This window comes from Streptomyces sp. NPDC001700 (assembly GCF_053596435.1).
The window spans coordinates 1-9,903 of the sequence record NZ_JBSFGE010000062.1 but is presented as its reverse complement, the minus strand read 5'-3'; the positions used below and the strand labels follow the sequence as shown (position 1 = coordinate 9,903).

At 69.3% G+C, this 9,903-nt stretch carries 2 protein-coding genes; both read left to right on the top strand.

From position 1 onward, the window contains the following. Nucleotides 1-4,892, top strand: a 4,892-nt coding sequence (locus tag ACWC5C_RS41805; RefSeq protein WP_450884564.1) for a type I polyketide synthase, incomplete at its 5' end; no start/stop codon positions are given. A gap of 34 nt (nucleotides 4,893-4,926) precedes the next feature. Then, the coding region (locus tag ACWC5C_RS41800; RefSeq protein WP_450884566.1) for a type I polyketide synthase at nucleotides 4,927-9,903 on the top strand (4,977 nt) is incomplete at its 3' end.

Genomic DNA, 9,903 nt, shown 5'->3' with positions numbered 1-9,903 from the left:
TGTCGTGGGAGGTGCTGGAGCGGGCGGGCATAGACCCGACCTCGCTGCGGGGGAGCCGGACCGGCGTCTTCGCAGGCGCCATGTACCACGACTACTCCGAGGCCGTCGCCGCGGGCAGCCTGGTCTCGGGTCGCGTTTCCTACGCCCTTGGGCTCGAAGGTCCCTCGGTGACGGTGGATACGGCGTGTTCGTCGTCGTTGGTGGCGTTGCATTCCGCGGTGCAGGCGCTGCGGTCGGGCGAATGCTCACTGGCCTTGGCGGGTGGCGTGGCCGTCATGTCCACCCCCATCGCCTTCGTTCAGTTCTCACGGCAGCGTGGTCTTGCTCCGGACGGTCGGTGCAAGTCGTTCGCGGCGGGTGCGGATGGTACGGCGTGGGCTGAGGGTGCTGGGCTGTTGTTGCTGGAGCGTTTGTCGGACGCGCGGGCGAACGGACACCAGGTGCTGGCCGTGGTTCGCGGTGTCGCGGTGAATCAGGACGGTGCGTCGAACGGCATTACGGCGCCGAACGGCCCGTCGCAGCAGCGGGTGATCCGCCAGGCGCTGGCGAACGCGGGTGTGTCGGCGGTGGATGTGGACGTGGTGGAGGCACATGGGACGGGCACGTCGCTGGGCGACCCGATCGAGGCCCAGGCGCTGATTGCCACGTACGGCCAGGGGCGGGGCGAGGATCGTCCGTTGTGGTTGGGGTCGTTGAAGTCGAACATCGGGCATGCGCAGGCGGCTGCGGGTGTGGCTGGTGTGATCAAGATGGTGGAGTCGATGCGGCACGGTGTGCTGCCCAAGACCCTCCACATCGATGAGCCGTCGCCGAAGGTGGACTGGTCGGCGGGTGCGGTGGAGTTGCTGACGGAGGCGCGTGAGTGGCCGGAGGTGGACCGGCCGAGGCGTGCGGCGGTGTCCTCGTTCGGCATCAGCGGGACCAATGCGCATGTGGTGCTGGAGTCCGTTGAGGACGAGGTTGCTGAGCGCGTGGTGTCCGATGGTGCGGTGCCGTTGGTGGTGTCGGCGAAGTCTGCCGATGCGCTGGGTGCGCAGGCGGAGCAGCTGGCCTCGTACCTGGAGGCTCACCCGGGGGTGGGTCTGGCGGATGTGGCGTTCTCGCTGGCGTCGTCGCGGGCGCATTTTGATCACCGTGCGGTGGTGGTGGCGGAATCCGCTGATGAGGCGCGGGACGCGCTGGCTGCCGTGCGCGGTGAGGACGTGACTTTTGGCCGACTCGGTGTGCTGTTCACGGGTCAGGGTTCGCAGCGGGTGGGGATGGGGCGCGGGCTGTACGCGTCGTATCCGGTGTTCGCGGAGGCGTTCGACGAGGTCTGTGCGGCCGTGGATGGTCTGCTGGAGCGGTCGTTGAAGGAGGTGGTGTTCGGCGAGTCCGAGCTGCTGGATCAGACTGGATTCGCCCAGCCTGCGTTGTTCGCTGTCGAGGTGGCGCTGTTCCGGTTGGTGGAGTCGTGGGGTGTGCGGCCGGATTTCGTTGCCGGGCATTCGATCGGTGAGGTCGCGGCGGCGTTCGTAGCGGGTGTGTGGTCGCTGGAGGACGCGGCCGCCCTGGTGGTGGCCCGGGGCCGGTTGATGCAGGCCCTGCCCGAGGGCGGTGTGATGGTGGCCGTCGAGGCGACCGAGGACGAGGTCGTCCCGCTGCTGACGGATGGCGTGAGCATTGCGGCGATCAACGGTCCGACATCCCTGGTGCTCTCCGGGGCTGAGGATGCGGTGATGGCGGTGGCCGGGCGCTTTGAGGGCCGCCGGGTGAAGAAGCTGCGGGTGTCGCACGCATTCCACTCCCCGCTGATGGACGGGATGCTGGATGACTTCCGCCAGGTCGTGGCCGGGCTGAGCTATGCGTCGCCGCGACTTCCGGTGGTGTCGAACCTGACGGGTGAGCTGGCCGATCCCGAGCGGCTGTGTTCGCCGGAATACTGGGTCGAGCACGTACGCGGCACGGTCCGCTTCGCTGATGGGGTTGAGGCTCTGCGGGGGCTGGGAGTGGCTACGTTCCTGGAGCTGGGTCCTGATGGTGTGCTGACTGCGATGGTGGGCGAGGGCGGTGTGCCGTCGCTGCGTCGTGATGTGTCCGATGAGCGCCGGGCGCTGCTCACCGCCGTAGGACGGCTGCACACGCGCGGCATCACGGTCGACTGGGAGGCGGTGTTCGCGGGCACGGGTGCGCGCCGCGTCGACCTGCCGACGTACCCCTTCCAGCGGCAGCGCTACTGGCTGATCCCGGACGAATCCTCGGGCGACCTTGCGCTGTCGGAGAGCCATCCGTTGCTCAGCTCGGTGGTGAGTGTCCCCGATTCGGGTGGTGTGGTGTGCAGTGGTCGGTTGTCGTTGGGTGTGCAGCCGTGGCTGGCCGATCATGCGGTGTCGGGTGTGGTGTTGCTGCCGGGTGCGGCGTTGGTGGAGTTGGCGGTCCGTGCTGGGGATGAGGTGGGTGCGGGGTCGTTGCGGGAGTTGGTGATCGAGGCTCCGTTGGTTCTGCCGGAGTCGGGTGCCGTACGTGTGCAGATCTCGGTTGGTGGGGCGCAGGCCGATGGTGTGCGTTCGGTCGCGGTGTACTCGCGGGCCGACGATGCGGTGTCCGGGACACCGTGGACGCGCCATGCCAGCGGTCAGCTCGCGAGCCAGGCACCGATACCTGCGCGCTCCTTTGACGTCTGGCCCCCGGAGGGCGCCGAAGCCGTCGACCTGGAGGGGTTCTACCAGGCACGGGTAGCGGCGGGATACGACTACGGGCCGGTGTTCCAGGGATTGCGGTCGGTGTGGCGTCGTGGTGGTGAGGTGTTTGCCGAGGTTGCTTTGGGGGCGGAGTCTGCGGGGGATGGGGCGGGGTTTGGGTTGCATCCGGCGTTGTTGGATGCGGCGTTGCATGCGGGGGCGTTTGTGGAGTCGGGTGAGTCTGGCGGGGACGGGGTGTTGTTGCCGTTCGCGTGGAATGGTGTGACGTTGCATGCGGCGGGTGCGTCGGTGTTGCGGGTGCGGTTGTCGTCGGCGGGTGCGCAGGCACTGTCGTTGGAGATCGCTGATGGTGCGGGTGCGCCCGTGGCGTCGGTGGAGTCGTTGGCGTTGCGGGCTGTTGCTGATGAGCAGTTGAGGGCGGCGGCCGGGAGCGATGCGCTGTTCCGGGTGGAGTGGTCGCCGCTGTCGACCCGGGCGGAGACCGGTCCGGAGCCGGTTGATGCCGCGTCGGTGGTGCGGGCGCGGTCTGGTGTGGTGGGGGCCGAGGGGGTTCGTGGCCTGTGTGCCGAGGTGTTGGGCCGGTTGCAGACGTTCCTGGCTTCTGAGGAATCCGGTCGCCTGGTGGTGGTCACGGAGGGTGCTGTGGGTGTTGAGGGCGATGCTGAGGTGGTGGATCCCGCGGGGGCTGCGGTGTGGGGGTTGGTGCGTTCCGCGCAGGCGGAGAACCCCGGCCGGGCGGTGTTGGTGGACATCGACGGCGGTGAGCTGTCCGATGAGCTGCTCGCGACCGTGCTGGCCTCGGACGAGCCACAGGTAGCGGTCCGAGCGGGCGCCGCATACGTACCACGGCTCGTCGCCACTTCTGCCGCTTCCCCGCAGGGATCGTCGCTCGCACTCGCCCCCGAGGGCACGGTGTTGATCACCGGGGGAACGGGCACCCTGGGCGGAGCGGTCGCGCGGCATATGGTGGCGACCCACGGTGTACGGAGCCTCGTACTGACCAGCCGCCGGGGGCCGGTGGCGGACGGTGCGCAGGAACTGCGGGCCGAGCTGGAGGCCCTGGGCGCGCGGGTCGACATCGTCGCCTGCGATGTGGCCGACCGTGACTCTCTGCGCGAGCTGCTTGCGGGGGTTCCGGCGGAGTCGCCGCTGACGGGTGTGGTGCATACGGCGGGTGTCCTCGATGACGGTGTGATCGGGAGCCTGTCGCCGGAGCGTCTGGAGACGGTGTTCCGGCCGAAGGTCGATGCGGCGCTGATGCTGCATGAGCTGACCGCCGAACTGGACCTGGACGCGTTCGTGCTGTTCTCCTCCGCGTCGGGACTGCTCGGTGGTCCGGGCCAGGGCAACTACTCGGCGGCGAATGCGTTCCTGGACGCCTTCGCGCAGTGGCGTCGGGCGCAGGGGCTGCCCGCCGTGTCCCTCGCCTGGGGCCTGTGGGGCCAGGCCAGCGGGATGACCAGCGCCCTCGACCAGGCCGACCAGGCCCGGATGAACCGTGGCGGCGTACGGCCGCTGTTCACCGAAGAGGGCATGGCGCTGTTCGACGCCGGTCTGCACTCCGAGGAGTCGGTGCTGGTACCGGTGAAGTTCGACTTCACGGGCTTGGCGGAACAGGCCCGCGCCGGACAGCTGCCGCCCATCATGAGCGGACTGGTGCGCCAGCCACGCCGGGCTGCGGGCAGCGGTGCCACCACGAGCGAGCCCTTGGCGGACCGGCTCACGGCGCTGCCGGTCGAGGAACAGACGGCACGGTTGCTGGAGCTGGTCCGTGGAGAGATCGCCGTGGTGCTGGGGCACGCCGATGCGACGAATATCGCTGCGGGGCAGGCATTCAGCGAACTCGGCTTCGATTCACTCACCGCCGTGGAGCTGCGCAACCGACTGGCCGGGGCGACGGGGATCCGGCTGCCAGCCACGCTGATCTTCGACTATCCCTCACCTGCCGTTCTTACCGAACACCTGCGAACGGAGCTGGTGCCGGAAACAGGCGTGAGTGACATTTCCGAGGTGGACGAGGCCGGACTGCGCCGTGTGCTGGCGACCGTACCGCTCCAGCGATTCCAGGACCTGGGAGTGCTGGAAAAGCTGCTGCAGCTGACGAACACCGGGGTGGCGGAGCACCAGGTTCGGGAGAACCAGTCGCATCTCATCGCGGATATGGACGTCGACAGCCTCATCGAACGGGCGATGGGCACCACCAACAACTGACCCCGTCGCGGGCTACGGAGGAACTGAAATGTCTGTGTCCGAGGAAAAGCTCATCACCGCCTTGCGCGCCTCGCTCATGGAGAACGAGCAGCTCAAGGAGGAGCGGGACCAAGTCCTGGCGGCTTCGGCCGAGCCCATCGCGATCGTTTCGATGGCCTGTCGGCTGCCCGGTGGTGTCTCCTCGCCCGAGCAACTCTGGCAGTTGGTGGCCGATGGTGGCGATGGCATCTCCTCGTTTCCGGTGAACCGTGGCTGGGACATCGACAACCTCTTCGACCCCACGCCTGGCGAGCCCGGCAAGTCGTATGTCCGGGAGGGCGGATTCCTCCACGACGCGGGGGAGTTCGATCCGGCGTTCTTCGGGATCAGTCCGCGTGAGGCGCTGGCGATGGATCCGCAGCAGCGGTTGCTGCTGGAGGTGTCGTGGGAGGTGCTGGAGCGGGCTGGTGTCGATCCCACCGAGTTGAAGGGCAGCCGGACCGGTGTCTTCGCCGGTGCCATGTACCACGACTACGAAGCGGCGGCAGCGGCAGGGAGCCTGGTCTCGGGCCGGGTGGCGTACACGTTCGGCTTTGAGGGCCCGGCGGTGACGGTGGATACGGCGTGTTCGTCGTCGTTGGTGGCGATGCATTCCGCCGTGCAGGCGCTGCGGTCGGGTGAGTGTTCGCTGGCGCTGGCCGGTGGTGTGGCGGTGATGGCGACGCCGGGCAGTTTCGTCGAGTTTTCGCGGCAGCGTGGTCTTGCTCCGGATGGTCGGTGCAAGTCGTTCGCGGCGGGTGCGGATGGTACGGCGTGGGCTGAGGGTGCTGGGCTGTTGTTGCTGGAGCGGTTGTCGGACGCGCGGGCGAACGGACACCAGGTGCTGGCCGTGGTGCGCGGTGTCGCGGTGAATCAGGACGGTGCGTCGAACGGCATTACGGCGCCGAACGGTCCGTCGCAGCAGCGGGTGATCCGGCAGGCCCTCGCCAATGCCCGGCTGACAGCCACGGACATCGATGCGGTGGAGGCGCATGGGACGGGTACGTCGCTGGGCGACCCGATCGAGGCCCAGGCGCTGATTGCCACGTACGGGCAGGAGCGGGCCGAGGGCCGTCCGTTGTGGTTGGGGTCGTTGAAGTCGAACATCGGGCATGCGCAGGCGGCTGCGGGTGTGGCCGGGGTCATCAAGATGGTGGAGGCGATGCGGCGGGGTGTGCTGCCGAAGACGCTGCATGTGGATGAGCCGTCGCCGCAGGTGGATTGGTCGGCGGGTGCGGTGGAGTTGCTGACGGAGGCGCGTGAGTGGCCGGAGGTGGACCGGCCTCGGCGTGCGGCGGTGTCGTCGTTCGGCATTAGCGGGACGAACGCGCATGTGGTGCTGGAGTCCGTCGAGGCCGAGGTTGCTGAGCGCGTGGCCTCCGATGGCGCGGTGATCGATGGTCCTGTGCCGTTGGTGGTGTCGGCGAAGTCTGCGGATGCGCTGGGTGCGCAGGCGGAGCGGCTGGGGGCGTATCTGGAGGCTCACCCGGGGGTGGGTCTGGCGGATGTGGCGTTCTCGCTGGCATCGGCGCGGGCACGTTTTGATCACCGTGCGGTGGTGGTGGCGGAGTCCGTTGATGAGGCGCGGGATGCTTTGGTGGCGGTGCGTGATGAGGAGGTGGTCCCTGGTCGGTTGGGTGTGGTGTTCACGGGTCAGGGGTCGCAGCGAGTGGGGATGGGGCGTGGGTTGTATGCGTCCTATCCGGTGTTCGCGGCGGCGTTCGACGAGGTGTGCGGGGCCGTGGATGGTCTGCTGGGGCGGTCGCTGAAGGAGGTGGTGTTCGGCGAGTCCGAGCTGCTGGATCAGACCGGGTTTGCGCAGCCTGCGTTGTTCGCTGTCGAGGTGGCGCTGTTCCGGTTGGTGGAGTCGTGGGGTGTGCGGCCGGATTTCGTTGCCGGGCATTCGATCGGTGAGGTTGCGGCGGCGTTCGTAGCGGGTGTGTGGTCGCTGGAGGACGCGGCCGCGCTGGTGGTGGCGCGGGGTCGGTTGATGCAGGCCCTGCCCGAGGGTGGCGTAATGGTGGCCGTCGAGGCGACCGAGGACGAGGTCGTCCCGCTGCTGACCGAGGGCGTGAGCATCGCCGCGATCAACGGTCCGGCATCGCTGGTGCTCTCCGGGGCCGAGGACGCGGTGATGGCGGTGGCCGGAGGCTTTGAGGGCCGCCGGGTGAAGAAGCTGCGAGTGTCGCACGCATTCCACTCCCCGCTGATGGACGGGATGCTGGAGGACTTCCGCCAGGTCGTGGCCGGTCTGACGTATGCCGCGCCGCGACTGCCGGTGGTGTCGAACCTGACGGGTGAGCTGGCCGACCCTGAGCGGCTGTGTTCGCCGGAGTACTGGGTTGAGCACGTCCGGGGCACGGTCCGGTTCGCCGATGGGGTTCAGGCCCTTCGGGGGCAGGGCGTGGCCACGTTCCTGGAGCTGGGCCCTGATGGCGTCCTGACCGCGATGACCGGCGAGGGCGGGGTGCCGTCGCTGCGCCGCGATGTGGCCGATGAGCGGCGGGCGCTGCTCACCGCCGTAGGACGGCTGCACACGCGCGGCATCACGGTCGACTGGCAGGCGGTGTTCGCGGGGACGGGTGCGCGCCGCGTCGACCTGCCCACGTATGCCTTCCAGCGACAGCGCTACTGGCTCACCTCGACCGTCTCGGCAGTCGACGGTGCCCTCTTGGCCGAACACCCGCTGCTCACCACCGTGGTGGCCATTCCGGACACCGGCGGTGTGCTGTGCACCGGCCGCCTCTCCCTGACGGCTCAGCCCTGGCTGGCCGATCACGTCGTATCGGGTGTGGCTCTGCTGCCGGGTGCGGCGTTGGTGGAGTTGGCCGTCCGTGCTGGGGATGAGGTGGGTGCTGGGTCGTTGCGGGAGTTGGTGATCGAGGCGCCGCTGGTTCTGCCGGAGTCCGGCGCGGTACGCGTGCAGGTGTCGGTCGGCGGGCCGCAGGCCGATGGTGTGCGTTCGGTCGCGGTGTACTCGCGGGCCGACGATGCGGTGTCCGAGACACCGTGGACGCGCCATGCCAGCGGTCAGCTCGCGAGCCAGGCACCCGCCCCTGCCCGCTCCTTCGACGTCTGGCCCCCGGCGGGCGCGGAAGCCGTCGACCTGGAGGGGTTCTACCAGGCACAGGTGGCGGCGGGGTACGACTACGGGCCGTTGTTCCAGGGGCTCAGGACCCTCTGGACACTCGACGGGACCATCTTCGCCGAGGTCGCTCTGCCCACCGAGGAGGCGGAAGCGGCGGCCGGGTTCGGGCTGCATCCGGCCCTGCTCGACTCGGTGTTGCACTGTGGTGCCTTCACCGAGCGAAAGGCCGAGCCGGGCAAGGTCATTCTCCCGTTCGCGTGGAGTGGGCTGACTCTGCACGCGGTCGGCGCGTCGGCGCTGCGGGTGCGTATGACACCGACCGGTCCTGAATCGGTCGCGCTGGAGATCGCCGACGGTGACGGTGCCCCCGTGGCATCGGTCGAGTCGCTGGTGCTGCGCGCCGTCGCCGCGGACCAGATGAAGACGGCCGGACAGCCCGGGACGGACTCCTTGTTCCGCATGGAGTGGACGGAGCTGCCGGTCGACGCCACGACGGGGGCCCTCGCGCCCCGCTCGGTGTCGATGTCCTGGGACATTGAGGAGCTGGTCAGCTCCGGTGCGGCGCTACCGGACGTGCTGGCCGTCGATGCCATCGACGGTGTGGTGAGCGCCGAGCGGGTACGGGGCCTCTCGGGCAGGGTGCTGGGGATCCTCCAGGCGTTCCTGGCCGCCCCGGAGCTGGACGCCAGCCGATTGGTCGTGGTCACGCGGGGCGCCGTCGGAGTGTCCGGCGATGCCGAGGTGACCGACCCGGCGGGTGGCGCGGTGTGGGGTCTGGTGCGCTCGGCTCAGGCGGAGAACCCGGGCCGCATCGTGCTGATGGACGTGGACGAGCACCACGAATCCCGTGGCGCGATGGCGGGTGTGCTCGCGGCGGAAGAACCCCAGGCGGCGGTGCGCGGCGGGACGGTGTGGATCCCGCGCCTGGTACGTACGTCCGCCACGGCCGACGTACGTACGCCCGCCGAGGACGGCACCTCCTCCCCGGTCCTGGACCCCGAGGGCACGGTGCTGATCACGGGCGGAACCGGGACCCTGGGTGGTTTGGTGGCCCGTCACCTCGTCACCCAACACCGCGTACGAAAGCTGCTGTTGGTCAGCCGACGTGGCGTGGACGCGGCGGGTGCCGGAGAACTGAAGGCCGACCTGGAGCAGCTCGGCGCGGACGTCACCGTGGCCGCCTGCGATGTCTCGAAGCGTCGAGCGGTGAAGAAGCTGCTGGCGGGGATTCCGGCGGAGTCGCCGCTGACGGGCGTGGTGCACACGGCGGGTGTCCTCGATGACGGTGTGATCGCGAGCCTGGACCAGGACCGCCTGGGCGCGGTGTTCCGGCCGAAGGTCGATGCGGCGCTGATGCTGCACGAGCTGACCGCCGAACTGGACTTGGACGCGTTCGTGCTGTTCTCCTCCGCGGCCGGAGCGATCGGCGGCCCGGGCCAGGGCAACTACTCGGCGGCGAACGCGTTCCTGGACTCCCTGGCCCAGTGGCGTCGGACCCAGGGCCTGCCCGCCGTGTCCCTGGCGTGGGGACTCTGGGGCGAGTCCGGCGGAATGATCGAGGCGATGAGTGAATCCGACCAGGCCCGTATGGGGCGTGGCGGGGTTCAGCCGCTGTCGTCCGACGAAGGCATGGCGCTGTTCGACATCGGCCTGAGCACGGACGACTCGGTGTTGGTGCCGGTGAAATTCGACCTCGCCGCCCTGACGGCACAGGCCCAGGCGGGTCGGCTCCCCTCCATCCTGCGCGGGCTGGTCCGCCAGCCACGACGAACGGCCCAGACCACCGCCACCGCGACACATCACGACGGGCTGGCCGGTCGGTTGGTGGGGTTGTCGGGTGAGGAGCAGGGGCGGGTGTTGGTGGATGTGGTGTGTGGTGAGGTGGCGGTGGTGCTGGGGCATGCG